Genomic DNA, 15,998 nt, shown 5'->3' with positions numbered 1-15,998 from the left:
CGGCGCCGCCCGCCTCCGGGGGGGGGGGGGGTGGTTCCCCCCGCCTCCGGGGGTTTGGGGGGGGGGGGGTGGGGGGGCGCCCCCCCCAGGGAACGGTGGAAGGGCGGGGAGGGGCAAGCCCCGCGCAGCGGCACACCACCCGCACACGACCCACCGGCCCCGGCCACCCGAACCGACCCCGCCCCACGCCCGACGGACGGAGTCCGGCGCAGCGCGCGAGCGGCGCGAGCGGCGCGTGAAGAAGGTGTGCGGCGCCTCAAGAAGGGAACGCGGCGCGCTGCGACAGGGACAGGGTGCGGTGGGCGGCCGCCACCACCGCCGGGTCCACGAAGCGGCCGTCCGGGAGGGCGAGGGCCCCCGGCATGGCGCGGGCGGCGGTGACGATCTCCTCGGCGGCGGTGACCTCCTCCGGCCCGGGGAGGTAGGCCCGCTCGATCACCGGCAGCTGGCGCGGGTGGATCGCCGCCCGCCCGAGGAACCCCAGCGCCCGCCCCCGCGCGCAGGACACGGCCAGCGCCTCCAGGTCCCGGATGTCCGGGAAGACCGACTGGGCCGGCGGCGCCAGCCCGGCGGCCCGGGCCGCGATGACGACCCTGGAACGCGGCCAGTCGAGCCCGCTCTCCGCGCTGACGCCGAGGTCGGCGCGCAGATCCGCCTCGCCCAGGGTCAGCCCCTGCAAGGAGGGGTGGGCGCGGGCGATCTCGTACGCCCTCTCCACGCCCAGCGCGGACTCCAGCAGCGCGTACAGCGCCACCCCTCCGGTGCGGTCCGCCACCCGGGTGATCTGCTCCGGCGCGTCGACCTTGGGCAGCCGCAGCCCGGCGAGCCCGTGCAGCCCGGCCAGCGCCGTCAGGTCCGCGCCCGACCAGGGGGAGCCGAGGGCGTTGACGCGGACGTGGACGGGGACCGGGGGCCGCTCGGTGAGCAGTTCGGCGGTGGCCGCGCGGGCGTACTCCTTGCGCGAGGCCGACACCGAGTCCTCCAGGTCGACGATGACCGCGTCGGCCCCGCAGCGCAGGGCCTTGGCCACCACCTCCGGGCGGTCCCCGGGTGCGTAGAGCCAGGTCAGGATCACAGTGCTCCCTCCAGGCGGAGAGCGGCGAGCTCGGCCCGGGTCAGGCCGAGCTCGGTCAGGACGGCTTCGGTGTCCGCGCCGTGCGGGCGGCCCGCCCAGCGGATCCCGCCGGGGGTCTCGGACAGCCGGAAGAGGACGTTCTGCATCCTCAGCGGGCCCAGTTCCGGGTCCTCGACCTCGGTGACCGTGTCGAGCGCCGCGAACTGCGGATCGGCCATCACGTCCCGGACGTCGTAGACCAGGGCGACGGCGGCTTCGGCCTCCTCGAAGGCAGCGACCACCTCGTCCGCCTTGTGCCGTGCGATCCAGCCGCCGACCGCCTCGTCGATGACCCCGGCATGGGCGGCCCGCCCGGAACCGGTCGGGAACCAGGGCTCGGCGACCAGCTCCGGCCGGCCGACGAGGCGCACCACCCGCTCCGCGACCGACTGCGCCGAGGCGGACACCGCCAGCCAGCGGCCGTCCGCGCTGCGGTAGGTGTTGCGGGGGGCGTTGTTGGCCGAGCGGTTGCCGGTGCGCGGCTGGACGTAGCCGAGCTGGTCGTACCAGAGCGGGTGCGGGCCGAGCACGGTGAGGATCGGCTCGATGATGGCCAGGTCCACGACCTGCCCGCGCCCGGTGCGGTCGCGCGCCGCCAGCGCCGTCATCACCGCGTACGCGGTGGTCAGCGCGGCGATGGAGTCCGCGAGCCCGAAGGGAGGGAGGGTCGGCGGGCCGTCCGGCTCGCCGGTGATCGAGGCGAACCCGCTCATCGCCTCGGCGAGGGTGCCGAAGCCCGGGCGGCGGGCGTACGGGCCCTGCTGGCCGAAGGCCGTGACGCGGGCCAGGACCAGCCGCGGGTTGGCGGCGGACAGCTCGGTCCAGCCCAGCCCCCACCGCTCCAGGGTGCCGGGGCGGAAGTTCTCGACGACCACGTCGGCGGTGGCGGCCAGCCGCAGCAGGGTGTCCCGGCCGCCGGGCGTGGACAGGTCGAGGGTCATCGTCCGCTTGTTCCGCCCGAGCAGCTTCCACCACAGCCCGACCCCGTCCTTGGCGGGGCCGTGCCCGCGGGAGGGGTCGGGCCGGTGCGGGTGCTCGACCTTGACCACCTCGGCCCCGAAGTCCCCGAGCAGGGTGGCGGCGAGGGGCCCGGCGAAGAGGGTGGCGAGGTCGAGCACGCGCAGCCCCGCGAGGGGGCCGCCGACGGCTTCCGGGCCGGCCGCGGCGGGTGCGCGTCCGTCGGCGGGCGCGCGTCCGGCCGGGGTCACGAGGCCGCTCCGGATCCGGCGCCGCTCCCCGTCCCGGGCGCCCCGGCGGCCGGCGCCCCCGGCCGCGGCCCGGCCGGCGAAGGGCCGGGGGCAGGGCCGGGGCCGGGGTTCCCGCCCGGCCCGGCCGCGGGGGAGTCCGGTACCGGCCCGGCCGGGGCGAGGGCGTCCGTCTCCGCCCGGGTCGGCATGGAGTCCTGCGCGCCGGGCCGCTGGACCGACAGGGCCGCCGCCGCCGAGGCCCAGCGCAGCGCCTCCGGCATGGCGCGGCCCTCCCCGAGGGCCACCGCGAGCGCCCCGACGAAGGTGTCCCCGGCGGCGGTGGTGTCCACCGCCCGCACCCGGGGCGCGGCCACGGTGAGGGGCTCGCGCCCCCGGGCCGCGTACAGGCACCCGGCCGCGCCCAGGGTGACCACCACCTCCGGCACCTCGCGCAGCAGCGCCTCGGCGGCCCGCAGCGGGTCGGTGAGGCCGGTGAGGGCGGCGGCCTCGTGCTCGTTCGGGACGAGCAGGTCGGTGGCGGCGAGCAGGCCGGCCGGCAGCGGCTGCGCCGGGGCCGGGGTGAGGACCGTACGGACGCCGTGCGCGCGGGCGGCGAGGGCGCCGGCGAGGACGGCCTCCAGGGGGAGTTCCAGCTGGAGCAGCAGGCAGTCGGCGGCGCCGATCCGCGACGCGTCGCCCGCCTCCAGGCCGGTGACACGGGCGTTGGCGCCGGGAATGACGACGATGCTGTTCCCGCCCTCGTCGTCCACCGTGATGTGCGCGGTTCCGCTCGGCCCCTCGACGGTGCGCAGGGCGGCGGTCTCGACCCCGGACGCGGCGAGCCCGGCCCGCAGCCGTACGCCGAACTCGTCCGTCCCGACCGCGCCGATCATCACCACCTCCCCGCCGAGGCGAGCGGCGGCCACCGCCTGGTTGGCGCCCTTGCCGCCGGGGACCGTGCGGAACTCCCGCCCGGTGACGGTCTCCCCGAGGCGGGGGGCCTTGGGCACGTAGGCGACGAGGTCCATGTTGGTACTGCCGAGCACGGCGATGGCCGTCATGATCGGGTTGCCTCCTGGGCGGTGAGGTGGGCGAGGGTGTCGAAGCCGACGCCGTCGAAACCGGCGACGGTGGTGGCGAGGCGGTTCCCCAGCGGTGCGGTCCAGCGCTCGGGGATCCGCTCCGGGGACCCGGCCAGGAGCCCGGCGATCGACCCGGCGGTGGCGCCGTTGGAGTCGGTGTCCCAGCCGCCGGACACCGCCCGGCACACGGAGTGCGTGAAGTCCCCGTCGGCGTGGGTGAGGGCGGCCGCGATCAGCGCGGTGTTGGGGACGGCGTGCACCCAGTGGTAGTGGCCGTAGCGGGCGTGCAGCCGGTCCACGACGCGCTCGAACCCGCACTCCGGACGGGTGGGACCCGACTCCTCGCGGGCGGCGCGGATCCCGAAGCGGACGGCTTCGGCGAGGCGCGAGCCGGGCGGTACGACGCCCAGGCCGGCCCGGAGCGCGCCGTGCACGTCGGCCCGGCCGCCGGCGGCCTGGGCGGTGGCGGCCGCGATGAAGAGCGCGGCGTAGACCCCGTTGGCGGTGTGGGTGAGGGTGGCGTCCCGCCAGGCCTGCTCGGCGGCCGCGGCCGGGTCCGCCGGGTTGGTCCAGCCGTGGACGTCGGCGCGGATGAGGGCGCCGATCCACTCGCGGAAGGGGTTGTGGCGGGTGGCGGTGAGCGGGGGTTCCAGCCCCTGGAGGAGGTTGCGGTAGGCGACGCGCTCGGCGGTGAAGGTGCGGCCGGCGGGGAGTTCGTCGAGCCAGAGGCGGCCCAGGTCGGCGGTGGTGAACCCCTTGCCGTGCCGCCGGAGCAGCAGCAGGCCGAGCAGGGGGTGGTCGAGGTCGTCGTCCTCGGGCGCGCCGTCGATGTTCTCGGCGAGGGAGGTGGGCGCGGAACGCCGGTTCCACGGATGGGCGGCCAGGACGTCCGCGGGGACGCCGCGTGCGGTGAACCAGTCGTCCAGCGGCCAGTTCCCGGCGGCGCGGGCGAGGGCGCGGATCCCCTCCAGGGGGAGCTTCTCCACGGGTTTGCCGAGTACGCAGCCGACGGCCCGCCCGAGCCAGGCGGCCTCCAGCCGGCGTTGCAGCCCCGGCTCCGCCTCCGCGCGGGCCGGCGGAGGCGGGGACGCGGGCCAGGTGGCGCGCAGGGCCGGCCAGGCGGTGGGCTCGGCCGCGGCCGAGGGGACGGGCAGGGCCGCGAGGCCGTCCAGCAGGCGGCCGGCGAGGGCGCGCAGCTCCGGCGAGGCCGGGACGGCGGAGGCCCCGGCCCGGGCGGGGGCCGGACGGCCGCCCGCCGCGAGCCAGGTGCGCAGGGCCGGGCCGGGGTCCCGGCCGTCCTCCGCCGCCTGGCGCAGCTCGTGGCCGATCAGGTCCTCGGGCTGCACCCAGGTGAGGCGTACGCGGTCCGGGGCGGCGGCGGGGGAGGCCGTCACCCCGGCGGCGGCCGGGGCCGCCCCCGTACGGGAGGCCGTCACCGCGCGGACGCGATGGCGGCGAAGGCGCTCTCGTGGGCGCGCCGGCGGGACCGGTCCCGGTCGAAGACCTCCCGGGCGACCGCGGCGAGCTCCGCCGCCGGGGCGTGCAGGTCGAGGCGGCTGGCCTCCGCGACCTGCTTCGCCCAGCCGGCCGGCACCGCGGACTCCCCGCCCAGGGCCCCCGCGATCGCCCCCGCCATCGTGGCGGTGGAGTCGCAGTCGCGGCCGTAGTTGACCGCGCCGAGCACGGCGGTCTCGTACCGCCCGTCCGTGACCAGCAGCATCCCGAGGGCGATCGGCAGCTCCTCGACGGAGTGCAGGCGGGACGGGCGCCGGGCGCCCAGCGAGGGGGCGCGGTAGTCGGGGCCGACCGAGTCGTACGGGGCCACCGCCGCCCGCAGCGGGGCGAGGGCGGACTCGGCGTCCCGGTGCCGCAGCGCGACGTCGCGTACCGCCGCGATGGCCTCGCGGGTGCCGTCCTTGGCCAGGGACAGCGCGGTGTCCACCACCGACGCGGCGCTCGCCCCCGGAATGCAGGCCGCCGCGACTGCGGCCGCGAAGACGCCCGCCGCCTCCCGCCCGTACGAGGACTGGTGCGCGCCCGCGACGTCCAGCGCCTCGGCGTACGCGGCGGCCGGGTTGCCCGCGTTGACCAGCCCGACCGGTGCCATGTACATCGCCGCGCCGCAGTTGACGATGTTGCCGTTGCCCGCCTCGCGGGGGTCCGCGTGCGCGTAGTGCAGCCGGGTCACGATCCACTTCTCGGCGAGGAACACCCGCTGGAGGGGCAGGGCCTCGGCCTCCAGCTCGGGGATCCAGCGCGGGACGCCCATCAGGTCCGGTACGAGGTGCTCGGCGACCGCGTAGGCGTCCAGGTGGTCGCGTACGGCCGCGTAGACGCGGACCAGCGCGTGCGTCATGAGGGTGTCGTCGGTGACGTGGCCGTCGCCCTTGTGGTAGGGCGCGATGGGTCTGGCGGTGCGCCAGTCCTCGTACCAGGGGCCGACGATGCCGTGGACGCGGCCGCCGTGCCGTTCGGCGATCTGTTCCGGGGACCAGCCCTCCACCGGGCCGCCGAGGGCGTCGCCCACGGCGGCTCCGACGAGGGCGCCCGTGAACCGGTCCTCCAGTGTGAGGGTCATGCCCGGATCATCCCTTCCGTGTGGTGAGTTCCGTACGCGTGAGCAGTGCGGCGAGTTCGACGAGGTCGGTTCCGGCCAGCCGGGGCAGGGCGCAGCCGGAGAGGGTGCGGCAGGCCTCGCGCCAGGCGGCGGGGAGGGAGTCGCCGCCGCCGAGGGCGCCGGTGAGGGCGCCGGCGAGGGCGGGGGCGGAGTCGGCGACGCGGGAGAGGCAGGCGGCGGCCGGGACGGCCTCGCAGACCCGGCCGCGGGCGGCGGTGGCGAGGGCGAGGGCGACGGGGACGGTCTCGGCGGCGGCGATGCCGTAGCTGTAGACGTGGTCGACGATCTGGTGCTCCAGGAGCGGGACGAGGGCGAAGGCGCCGCCGGTCTCCGCGCGGGCGAGGGTGACGGCGTGCCGGGCGTTGCGGCCGATCTCGGTGGCGGCGGGCAGCTGGGCCAGCGCGGTGTCGACGGCCGTGTCGGTGTCCGCGCCCGCGAGGGCGGCGGCGACGGCGGCGGCCATGGCGCGGGCGCCGTGGACCCCGTCGCCGTCCTGGGTGTAACGGGCGTCGAACTCGGCGAGGTCCGCGGCCGCTTCGGGATCGCCGGGGTGCACGACGGCGAGTACGCAGGCACGCACGCAGGCGGCGTCGTCGAAGTAGTGCGGGTTGTCGTGGCCGGTGGCGGGCGGGCGCAGGCCGGCGGCGAGGTTGCCGAGCCCGGCGCGCACCGAGATGCGGGCGCGCATCGGGAGCACGGCGGACTCCACCTCGGGGGCGCGTTCCGCGGCCGCGGCGACCTCGCTGGCCAGGGCGTTCCAGGCGAGGTCGATGGCGGCGCGCATGCGGCGGGAGCGGGAGAGGTCGCTGAGCAGTGCCCCGGCGGCGGTGAGGACGGATTCCGCGGCGAAGGCGGCCCATTCGGCGTCGTCGGAGGGGCCGAGGCGCAGCGGTTCGGGGGGCTGGTTGAGGGCGATGGGGACGGGGAGGGTGGTGGTGGCGTTCTGCTCCGCGAAGGTGTCGAGCTCGCGGGTGAGGCGGCGGGTCCACTCGGGCATCCGGCTGGCCCGGTGCCGCGCGGCGGGCCACCCGGCGGCGTCGCCGGCGGCGAGGCCGAGGAGGAGCCCCTCGATCCGCCGGGGCGCCTGCGGCGGGCCGGGCGTACGGGGCACCGGGGCGGTGGCCTGTGCGGGGGGTTCCTGGCCGGTGGCCTCCGGCGGTGGGATGGGCGTACGGGGCTCCTGGCGCGGGGCGGCGGGCAGCGTGCCCGGGCTGCGGGCCGGGGCGGAGACGTCCCCCACCCCGCCCCTTCCCGAAACCGGGGGCAGGCCCCCGGCCCCCCACGCCGTACCGGCGCGCGCCCCCGGGGCCGGTGCGTCCGGCGGCGTGCCGGTGCGGAGGTCTGCGGATGCCGGGTTCGGGGGCGTGCCGGCGCGCGATCCCGCGGCCGGTGCCTCCTGTGGCAGGCCGGCCCGGGGGCCTGCGGCCGGAGGACCGGGCGTCGGCGCGGTCGGAGTCTCTGGCGGCGGACCGGCGTGAAATCCCACGGCGCCTGCCTGCGGCGGCGTGCCGGTGTGGGGGCCGGCGGACGCCGGGGCCGGCGGCGGGCCGGTGGGGGAGTCTGCGGATGCCGGGTTCGGGGACGGGTCGGTGAGGGCGTCCGGGGTCATCGGGCGGGCTCGGTTTCCGGGGTGAGGAGGTCCGCGATGTCCAGGACGTGGTAGCCGCGCATCGACGGCAGGCAGCTGCCCCGGACCGGGCCGATGGCCGACGCCCAGGCCTCGGGGATCGCCGCCGCCCCCGACAGGGCGCCGGCCAGGGCGCCCGCCACCGCCGCGGTGGTGTCGGCGTCCCGGCCCATGTTGACCGCCGTCAGGACGGAGGCGGAGAAGTCGCCCGCGCAGGCGGCGAAGGCCCCGAAGGCCAGGCCCACCGCCTCCGGCGCGAGGTCCGTCCACGGGTAGCCGCCGATCACGACGGCCGACCGTACCGCCCGCTCCCCGCGCGGGGCGGCGGTCACCGCGCGGCGCAGCGAGCGGGCCGTCCAGGAGTCGGACGGGATGACCGACAGCGCCGCCGAGACCGCGGAGACGGGGGAGCCGCCCGCCATGGCCGCGGCCACCCCGGCGGCGACGGCCTGGCCGCCGTAGATGCCCTCCCCGTCGTGGCTGACCGAGCCGTCGATGGCGACGAGCCGGGCCGCCTCCGCGGGGCGGCCCGCCGCGAACACCCCGAACGGGGCCGCCCGCATCGCGAGCCCGTCCGACCAGGCGTGCCGGTGCTGAGCCGAGATGGGCGCGGCCAGGCCTCGGCGGAGGTTCTCGAGGGTGCCGCGCTCCGAGAAGCCGGCGCCGCGGAAGGGGCCCTCGTCCAGGTCGGCGATCCAGTGGTGCCAGGCCCGCTCGACGTGCGCGACGGTCAGGGCGGAGCCGTGGCGGGCGAGCAGCAGGCCCGAGAAGATGGCGTATTCCGTGTCGTCCGTGCCGGCCGGGTCGTCCGAGACGAAGCCTTCGATCCGGCCCCATCTCGCCCGGATCTCCGACGGCTTCATGTTCTCCGCGGGGGCGCCCAGCGCGTCACCCACCGCGAGGCCGAGAAGTGCGCCCCTGGCCCGTTCGAGGATGAGCTGCGGATTGCATGCAATCAGCTCCATGGCGCGCCTCTCCACTTGGTGGGACTCATCATGAGCCCTTGGGGGATTTGTGCCACGGCATGAGGTTTGTCTGTCGCCGCGAAACACCCCCCGCGCACCCCCGTCACCCGGTCGCCGACCCGCGAAACCCCAGGTAAGTACGGCCTTCCTTGCTGGCGGGAGCCGTAATTCGTGCGTACTTTCGAGGTGTTCCGGGGGAGCGCCCCGCGCCGGGCACCACCGCGCGTGGCTTTCGCGTACCCGCTCGTACCCATTCGTACAAAAGGGGAGATACGCCGTGTCCATCATCGACATCGAAGCGCCGCTGCACACCGCCCACCGCGACAACCACACCCACCGCGACGTCAACGGTGGATGGCTGCGGCCGGCCGTCTTCGGTGCCATGGACGGGCTCGTCTCCAACCTCGCCCTGATGACCGGGGTGGCCGGCGGCGCCGTCGCCCCGCAGACCATCGTGATCACCGGCCTGGCGGGCCTGGCCGCCGGCGCCTTCTCGATGGCGGCCGGCGAGTACACCTCCGTCGCCTCGCAGCGCGAGCTGGTCCTCGCCGAACTGGACGTGGAGCGCCAGCAGCTGCGCAAGCACCCGGTGGACGAGATGGAGGAGCTGGCCGAGCTCTACGTCTCGCGGGGTGTCGAGCCGGCGCTCGCCCGCGAGGTCGCGATGCAGCTGTCGCGCGACCCGGACCAGGCGCTGGAGATCCACGCCCGCGAGGAGCTGGGGATAGACCCCGACGACCTGCCCTCGCCGCTCGTCGCCGCCGTGTCCTCCTTCGGCTCCTTCGCGCTGGGCGCGCTGCTGCCCGTACTGCCCTACCTGCTCGGGGCCACCGCCCTGTGGCCCGCCGTGCTGCTGGCGCTGGTCGGGCTCTTCGCCTGCGGAGCGGTGGTCGCGCGGGTGACGGCCCGGTCCTGGTGGTTCAGCGGTCTGCGCCAGCTCGTCCTGGGTGGCGCCGCTGCGGGTGTGACGTACATCCTGGGAACCTGGATCGGCGGCGCCATAGGCTAACGGCGGCGGGAATGAGACACTATGCAGCACGCAACATAAGTAGTCCGTTACCCGGTGGTTTCGGTTCCGTGACCGCTGGGCATCACACCAGGGCGCCGGGCAACGATGCCCGTCTCGCGCCGGGACCACGGAAGCGTCTGCGACCCCCTGAAGGTCCCTTCTTTCTGCCTCGGGCAGTGTCCGCATGCTGGAATGTGATATCCGGTTCTCGGAATTACCGTCATCATGTAGCCTGCACCAACTTTCGCAGAGGGCCAACGTCGTCCCTCGGCTATGCACATATGCCACGACGACGACGGGAGAGCCGATGCGTTCCGCATCCACGCACTCCGCGACCGGCTCCAGCACCACCGCCTGGTCGCCCATGGACGGTCGCCCCGCCCAGCAGGGCATGTACGACCCCCGCAACGAGAAGGACGCCTGCGGCGTCGGATTCGTGGCGAACCTCACCGGCGAGGCCACCCACACTCTCGTTGAGCAGGCCCTGACCGTCCTGCGGAACCTCGAGCACCGCGGCGCCACCGGCTCCGAGCCGGACTCCGGCGACGGCGCGGGCATCCTCTCCCAGGTGCCGGACGCCTTCCTGCGCGAGGTCGCGGGCTTCGAGCTTCCCGAGGCCGGCGCGTACGCCGTCGGCATCGCCTTCCTCCCCGCCGACGGCCCCGCACAGGCCGTCGCCGTGGAGCAGATCGAGGCCATCGCCGCCGAGGAGAACCTGACGGTCCTCGGCTGGCGCGAGGTGCCGGTGACGCCGGACCTGCTCGGCAACGGCGCCCGCACCACCATGCCGGCCTTCTCCCAGCTGTTCGTGAGCAACGGCAGCACCGGCATCGAGCTGGACCGCAAGGCCTTCGTCCTGCGCAAGCGCGCCGAGCGCGAGGCCGGCGTCTACTTCCCGTCGCTCTCCGCGCGCACCATCGTCTACAAGGGCATGCTGACCACCGGCCAGCTGGAGCCCTTCTTCCCGGACCTCTCCGACCGCCGCTTCGCCTCGGCGCTCGCCCTGGTCCACTCCCGGTTCTCGACGAACACCTTCCCCTCCTGGCCGCTCGCCCACCCGTACCGCTTCGTCGCGCACAACGGCGAGATCAACACGGTCAAGGGCAACCGGAACTGGATGAAGGCCCGCGAGTCCCAGCTGGCGTCCGACGTCTTCGGCGACGGCGTGCTCGACCGGATCTTCCCGATCTGCACCCCGGACGCCTCCGACTCGGCCTCCTTCGACGAGGTCCTGGAGCTGCTGCACCTCGGCGGCCGGTCGCTGCCGCACAGCGTGCTGATGATGATCCCGGAGGCGTGGGAGAACCACACCTCCATGGACCCGGCCCGCCGCGCGTTCTACCAGTACCACTCCACGCTGATGGAGCCCTGGGACGGACCCGCCTGCGTCACCTTCACCGACGGCACCCAGGTCGGCGCGGTCCTCGACCGCAACGGCCTGCGCCCCGGCCGCTACTGGGTCACCGACGACGGCCTCGTCGTCCTCGGCTCCGAGGTCGGCGTCCTCGACATCGACCCGGCCAAGGTCGTCCGCAAGGGCCGCCTGCAGCCCGGCAAGATGTTCCTCGTCGACACCGCCCAGAAGCGCATCGTCGAGGACGACGAGATCAAGGACGAGCTGGCCGGCGCCGCGCCCTACGCCGAATGGCTGGAAACCGGCGAGATCGAGCTGACGGACCTGCCCGAGCGCGAGCACATCGTGCACACCCACGCCTCGGTCACCCGCCGCCAGCAGACCTTCGGCTACACCGAGGAAGAGCTGCGCGTCATCCTCGCGCCCATGGCCCGCACCGGCGGCGAAGCCCTCGGCTCCATGGGTACGGACTCGCCCATCGCGGCCCTGTCCGAGCGCCCGCGGCTGCTCTTCGACTACTTCACCCAGCTCTTCGCGCAGGTCACCAACCCGCCGCTGGACGCCATCCGCGAGGAGCTCGTCACCTCGCTGCTGTCCTCGATCGGCCCGCAGTCCAACCTGCTCGAGCCGACCGCCGCGTCCTGTCGCAGCGTCACCCTGCCCTTCCCGGTGATCGACAACGACGAGCTCGCCAAGCTCATCCACATCAACGCCGACGGCGACATGCCGGGCATGAAGGCCGCCACCCTCTCGGGCCTCTACCGGGTCTCCGGCGGCGGCGACGCCCTCGCCGCCCGGATCGAGGAGATCCGCGCCGAGGCCGACGCCGCCATCGCGGCCGGCGCCCGCCTGATCGTCCTGTCGGACCGCCACTCGGACGCCGAGCACGCGCCGATCCCGTCGCTGCTGCTCACCTCCGCCGTGCACCACCACCTCATCGCCACCAAGCAGCGCACCCAGGTGGGCCTGCTGGTCGAGGCCGGCGACGTCCGCGAGGTCCACCACGTCGCCCTGCTCATCGGCTACGGCGCCGCGGCCGTCAACCCGTACCTGGCCATGGAGTCCGTCGAGGACCTGCTGCGCGCCGGCACCTTCCTGTCCGGCCTGGAGCCGGAGCAGGCCATCAAGAACCTGATCTACGCCCTCGGCAAGGGCGTCCTGAAGGTCATGTCGAAGATGGGCATCTCCACCGTCGCCTCCTACCGCGGCGCCCAGGTCTTCGAGGCCGTCGGCCTGAACGAGGAGTTCGTCGGCACGTACTTCAGCGGCACCGCCACCAAGATCGGCGGCGCCGGCCTGGACGTCATCGCCAAGGAGGTGGCCGCCCGCCACGCCAAGGCGTACCCGGCGACCGGCATCGCGGCCACGCACCGCGCGCTGGAGATCGGCGGCGAGTACCAGTGGCGCCGCGAGGGCGAGCCGCACCTGTTCGACCCGGAGACGGTCTTCCGCCTCCAGCACGCCACCCGCAACCGCCGGTACGACATCTTCCGCAAGTACACGGACCGCGTGAACGAGCAGTCCGAGCGCCTGATGACGCTCCGCGGCCTGTTCGGCTTCAAGACGGGTGAGTCGGGCCGTCCGTCGATCTCCATCGACGAGGTCGAGCCGGTCTCCGAGATCGTCAAGCGCTTCTCCACCGGCGCCATGTCGTACGGCTCCATCTCCAAGGAGGCGCACGAGACCCTCGCCATCGCCATGAACCAGCTGGGCGGCAAGTCCAACACCGGTGAGGGCGGCGAGGACCCGGACCGCCTGTACGACCCGGCGCGCCGCTCGTCCATCAAGCAGGTCGCCTCCGGCCGGTTCGGCGTCACCAGCGAGTACCTCGTCAACGCCGACGACATCCAGATCAAGATGGCGCAGGGCGCCAAGCCCGGCGAGGGCGGCCAGCTGCCCGGCCACAAGGTCTACCCGTGGGTCGCCAAGACCCGCCACTCCACCCCGGGCGTCGGCCTGATCTCCCCGCCGCCGCACCACGACATCTACTCCATCGAGGACCTCGCCCAGCTGATCCACGACCTCAAGAACGCCAACCCGGCCGCGCGCATCCACGTGAAGCTCGTGTCCGAGGTCGGCGTCGGCACGGTCGCGGCGGGCGTCTCCAAGGCGCACGCGGACGTCGTCCTGATCTCCGGCCACGACGGCGGCACGGGCGCGTCTCCTCTGACCTCCCTCAAGCACGCGGGCGGCCCCTGGGAGCTCGGCCTCGCCGAGACCCAGCAGACCCTGCTGCTCAACGGGCTGCGCGACCGCATCGTGGTCCAGACCGACGGCCAGCTCAAGACCGGCCGCGACGTCGTCATCGCCGCGCTGCTCGGCGCCGAGGAGTTCGGTTTCGCGACCGCACCGCTCGTCGTCTCCGGCTGCGTCATGATGCGCGTCTGCCACCTGGACACCTGCCCCGTCGGCATCGCCACCCAGAACCCGGTCCTGCGCGACCGCTTCTCCGGCAAGCCCGAGTTCGTCGTCAACTTCTTCGAGTTCATCGCGGAGGAGGTGCGCGAGCTCCTCGCCGAGCTGGGCTTCCGCACGATCGAGGAGGCCGTCGGCCACGCCGAGCTCCTCGACACCAGCAAGGCCGTCACGCACTGGAAGGCGCAGGGCCTCGACCTCGAGCCCCTCTTCTACGTGCCGGAGCTGCCCGAGGGCGCGGTCCGCCACGCCCTGATCGAGCAGGACCACGGCCTGGAGAAGGCCCTCGACAACGAGCTGATCGAGCTCGCCGCCGACGCGCTGAACGCCGACTCCGCCGAAGCCGCCCAGCCGGTCCGTGCCCAAGTCGCGATCCGCAACATCAACCGGACCGTCGGCACCATGCTCGGCCACCACGTCACCAGGAAGTTCGGTGGCGCGGGCCTGCCCGACAACACCATCGACCTGACCTTCACCGGGTCGGCCGGCCAGTCCTTCGGCGCCTTCCTGCCGAGCGGCATCACCCTGCGCCTGGAGGGCGACGCCAACGACTACGTCGGCAAGGGCCTCTCCGGCGGCCGCGTGATCGTCCGCCCGGACCGCGCCGCCGACCACCTCGCCGAGTACTCCACCATCGCCGGCAACACCATCGGCTACGGCGCCACCGGCGGCGAGATGTTCCTGCGCGGCCGCACCGGCGAACGCTTCTGCGTCCGCAACTCCGGTGCCCTGGTCGTCTCGGAGGGCGTGGGCGACCACGGCTGCGAGTACATGACCGGCGGTACGGCGGTCGTCCTCGGCGAGACGGGCCGCAACTTCGCGGCCGGCATGTCGGGCGGCGTCGCGTACGTCATCGACCTCGACCCCCGCCAGGTCAACGTCGGCAACAAGGAGGCCGTCGAGGCCCCCTCCGACGCCGACAAGCAGTGGCTGCACGATGTGGTGCGCCGCCACGAGGAGGAGACCGGCTCGACCGTGGCCGCGAAGCTCCTGGCTGACTGGGACGCCGCGGCGGCCCGCTTCAGCAAGATCATCCCGACCACGTACAAGGCAGTGCTCGCCGCCAAGGACGCCGCTGAGCTGGCCGGACTCTCCGAGTCCGAGACCACCGAGAAGATGATGGAGGCGGCGACCCATGGCTGACCCGAAGGGCTTCCTCACCACCCCGCGCGAAACCGCCTGCACCCGTCCCGTGGCCGAACGCCTCAAGGACTGGAACGAGGTCTACGTCCCGGGCTCGCTGCTCCCGATCATCAGCAAGCAGGCCGGCCGCTGCATGGACTGCGGCATCCCGTTCTGCCACAACGGCTGCCCGCTCGGGAACCTGATCCCGGAGTGGAACGACTACGCCTACCGCGAGGACTGGACGGCGGCCTCCGAGCGCCTCCACGCCACCAACAACTTCCCGGAGTTCACCGGGCGGCTGTGCCCGGCCCCGTGCGAGTCGGCGTGCGTCCTCGGCATCAACCAGCCGGCCGTCACGATCAAGAACGTCGAAGTCTCGATCATCGACCAGGCCTGGGACAACGGCGACGTCACCCCGCAGGCGCCCGAGCGCCTGTCCGGCAAGACCGTGGCCGTCATCGGCTCCGGCCCGGCCGGCCTGGCCGCCGCCCAGCAGCTGACGCGGGCCGGCCACACCGTGGTCGTGTACGAGCGCGCCGACCGCATCGGCGGCCTGCTGCGCTACGGCATCCCCGAGTTCAAGATGGAGAAGGTGCACATCAACCGCCGCATCGAGCAGATGCGCGCGGAGGGCACCAAGTTCCGTACCGGCATCGAGGTCGGCCGCGACATCACCGCCACCGACCTGCGCAAGCGGTTCGACGCGGTCGTCGTCGCGGCGGGCGCCACCGTCTCCCGCGACCTGCCGGTCCCCGGCCGCGACCTCAAGGGCATCCACTTCGCGATGGAGTACCTGCCCCTCGCGAACAAGGTCCAGGAGGGCGACTTCATGGCGCCCCCCATCACGGCCGAGGGCAAGCACGTGGTCGTCATCGGCGGCGGCGACACCGGCGCGGACTGCGTGGGCACCGCCCACCGCCAGGGCGCGCTGTCGGTGACGCAGCTGGAGATCATGCCGCGCCCGTCGGAGGACCGCCCGGCCGGCCAGCCGTGGCCGACCTTCCCGATGCTGTACAAGGTCACCTCGGCCCACGAGGAGGGCGGCGAGCGGATCTACTCCGTCTCCACCACCCACTTCGAGGGCGACGAGGACGGCAACGTCCAGGCCCTGCACCTGGTCGAGGTCTCCTTCGAGGACGGCAAGCTGGTCCAGAAGCCCGGCACCGAGCGGGTCCTCCCGGCCCAGCTGGTCACCCTGGCGATGGGCTTCACCGGCACCGACCAGTCCAACGGCCTGGTCGAGCAGTTCGGCGTCAGCCTGGACGAGCGGGGCAACATCGCCCGCGACGCCTCGTACGCCACCGACGCCGACGGCGTCTTCGTCGCCGGCGACGCGGGCCGCGGCCAGTCGCTCATCGTGTGGGCCATCGCGGAAGGCCGCTCGGCCGCCCGCGGCGTGGACCGCTACCTGACCGGCACCAGCACCCTCCCGTACCCGGTCAAGCCGACGGACCGCTCCCTGATGGTGTAGCGCCCCGCAGCGCCCCCGCCGCGCGAACGGCG

At 74.6% G+C, this 15,998-nt stretch carries 9 protein-coding genes and 1 pseudogene; 3 read left to right on the top strand and 7 right to left on the bottom strand.

Annotated features, from left to right (window positions below; translation table 11 throughout):
• Positions 1-256: 256 nt before the first annotated feature.
• The 7 genes and pseudogenes from AB0D45_RS28275 to AB0D45_RS28245 form a co-directional block, all read right to left on the bottom strand.
• Positions 257-1,075: a CoA ester lyase gene (locus tag AB0D45_RS28275; RefSeq protein WP_362464104.1), complete on the bottom strand. Its 819-nt coding sequence runs from the start codon at positions 1,073-1,075 to the stop codon at positions 257-259.
• Positions 1,072-2,238, bottom strand: coding sequence for a CoA transferase (locus tag AB0D45_RS28270; RefSeq protein ID WP_362464119.1), 1,167 nt, complete (start codon positions 2,236-2,238; stop codon positions 1,072-1,074). The genes AB0D45_RS28275 and AB0D45_RS28270 overlap by 4 nt, the downstream gene beginning before the upstream one ends.
• Before the next feature lie 239 nt (positions 2,239-2,477).
• Positions 2,478-3,362, bottom strand: a pseudogene (gene rbsK / locus AB0D45_RS28265) (ribokinase); the annotation flags it as partial.
• Positions 3,359-4,777, bottom strand: coding sequence for an ADP-ribosylglycohydrolase family protein (locus tag AB0D45_RS28260; RefSeq protein ID WP_362464116.1), 1,419 nt, complete (start codon positions 4,775-4,777; stop codon positions 3,359-3,361). The pseudogene rbsK and the gene AB0D45_RS28260, both read right to left, overlap by 4 nt.
• Positions 4,778-4,815: 38 nt before the next feature.
• On the bottom strand, positions 4,816-5,961 hold the full coding sequence (locus AB0D45_RS28255) for an ADP-ribosylglycohydrolase family protein (protein WP_362464101.1): 1,146 nt from the start codon (positions 5,959-5,961) through the stop codon (positions 4,816-4,818).
• 7 nt (positions 5,962-5,968) lie between these two features.
• On the bottom strand, positions 5,969-7,267 hold the full coding sequence (locus AB0D45_RS28250) for an ADP-ribosylglycohydrolase family protein (RefSeq protein WP_362464113.1): 1,299 nt from the start codon (positions 7,265-7,267) through the stop codon (positions 5,969-5,971).
• 338 nt (positions 7,268-7,605) lie between these two features.
• Entirely contained in the window at positions 7,606-8,592 is a 987-nt protein-coding gene (locus AB0D45_RS28245; RefSeq protein WP_362464098.1) for an ADP-ribosylglycohydrolase family protein, read from the bottom strand.
• A gap of 277 nt (positions 8,593-8,869) precedes the next feature.
• On the opposite strand from AB0D45_RS28245, the gene AB0D45_RS28240 reads away from it, so the two are divergent.
• The 3 genes from AB0D45_RS28240 to AB0D45_RS28230 all read left to right on the top strand — a co-directional run bounded on the left by AB0D45_RS28240 (position 8,870) and on the right by AB0D45_RS28230 (position 15,966).
• Complete coding sequence (locus AB0D45_RS28240) at positions 8,870-9,601, top strand: VIT1/CCC1 transporter family protein (protein ID WP_361602197.1); 732 nt, start codon at positions 8,870-8,872, stop codon at positions 9,599-9,601.
• Between the two features lie 364 nt (positions 9,602-9,965).
• The gene (gene gltB, locus AB0D45_RS28235) at positions 9,966-14,513 is read left to right on the top strand and encodes a glutamate synthase large subunit (protein WP_362464110.1); all 4,548 of its coding nucleotides are present in this window, start codon (positions 9,966-9,968) and stop codon (positions 14,511-14,513) included.
• On the top strand, positions 14,506-15,966 hold the full coding sequence (locus tag AB0D45_RS28230) for a glutamate synthase subunit beta (RefSeq protein ID WP_361602200.1): 1,461 nt from the start codon (positions 14,506-14,508) through the stop codon (positions 15,964-15,966). Before gltB ends, AB0D45_RS28230 begins: the two co-directional genes overlap by 8 nt.
• Positions 15,967-15,998 lie beyond the last annotated feature (32 nt).

This window comes from Streptomyces sp. NPDC048352 (genome assembly GCF_040651895.1).
Taxonomy (GTDB): Bacteria; Actinomycetota; Actinomycetes; order Streptomycetales; family Streptomycetaceae; genus Streptomyces.
This window is presented reverse-complemented; position numbering and strand designations above follow the sequence as displayed.

What these genes read in the sequence shown, in the direction of transcription:
- AB0D45_RS28230 (WP_361602200.1), top strand. Translation starts at nt 14,506, where the DNA reads ATGGCTGACCCGAAGGGCTTCCTCACCACCCCGCGCGAAACCGCCTGC.
- AB0D45_RS28255 (WP_362464101.1), bottom strand. Translation starts at nt 5,961, where the DNA reads ATGACCCTCACACTGGAGGACCGGTTCACGGGCGCCCTCGTCGGAGCC.
- gltB (WP_362464110.1), top strand. Translation starts at nt 9,966, where the DNA reads ATGGACGGTCGCCCCGCCCAGCAGGGCATGTACGACCCCCGCAACGAG.
- AB0D45_RS28245 (WP_362464098.1), bottom strand. Translation starts at nt 8,592, where the DNA reads ATGGAGCTGATTGCATGCAATCCGCAGCTCATCCTCGAACGGGCCAGG.